Source organism: Marinobacter halodurans, from assembly GCF_004327985.1.
Taxonomy (GTDB): domain Bacteria; phylum Pseudomonadota; class Gammaproteobacteria; order Pseudomonadales; family Oleiphilaceae; genus Marinobacter_A; species Marinobacter_A halodurans.
Map to the genome: position 1 here is coordinate 1 of NZ_SJDL01000159.1, position 956 is coordinate 956.

General features: G+C 64.1%; 1 pseudogene. It reads right to left on the reverse strand.

The features are described from left to right. Positions 1-956, reverse strand: a pseudogene (locus EZI54_RS24730) (hypothetical protein); the annotation flags it as partial.

The following is a 956-nucleotide window of genomic DNA, read 5'->3' on the forward strand; positions in this document are numbered from 1 at the left end:
CCCAGGGTGCCGGCCATGGCGCCTTCGGGCTGTTTGTAGCCGTCCACATGGTGGGTTTCCACCAGACGGACGATAAAACGGTCGTTATCCAGACCCTCTTGGGCGAGTTGAAGCAATTCCTCCTGAGTGTATTTGGGCGTGAAACCTCCCTGCGCCAACAGACGCTGACGGGCGGCTTTCAAAGCGGTGACGGCATCTTCCAGGCTGTTTACGATGAGTCGCCGGCTGGCCAGGGAGCGTTCCCTGAACTCGGGGCCTTCGGGACGCGGGCGGCAAACGCTCTCGCAACGGCCATCGGTGGCTACGGAATAATGGTAACGGGTTTGCCGGGCGATCTTCAGTCGTTTGGCCAGGTTGCGTAAGGGCGCGGCTAAAGGGGCCAGCTTTTTCAGGTAACGGGGTGCCGACGCGACCGCACCGGCCCCTCCCGTGGCCGCCGCCAGCAGGATGCCAAGCACCGTGTCGAACACCAGGCCGCCGCTGGCGTAGCTGATCTCGGTGCTGTCCTGGACCCGGGCGAATTCGATGGCAAAGCGCCCCAGCATGTCACGGGACTCCGGATCGTCCAGCAGCAGGGCGGTGATCTCATAGGCTTCCGTCAGGTCGTCCCAGCGAATGTCGTCAGGGTCGAAGCCGAGCGCCTCGACCAGGGCGGCTTTATTGGCTTCGTCGAAGCGTTGCTTGAAGTCATTGACCCAAGCCTGGTCGGAGCCATCCAGCGTTGCATCCCAGGCGGCCTCAAGGGCGTGCCGGAACTGCTGCATCGGGGTGAGGTTGCCAACGGCTGCGGCCGTATGCACGAATCCGACGGCACTCTCCCAGAGGCCCTTCAGGCCGAACACCACATGCACGCCGGCATTGAAGGTCAAGGGCAGGTCCGCCGTGCTGGCATCGAGGCGGGCCGCTTCCCGGCGCTCGCGGGCGACCATGGCATCCAGTTGGGCCTGGAGTTGCTG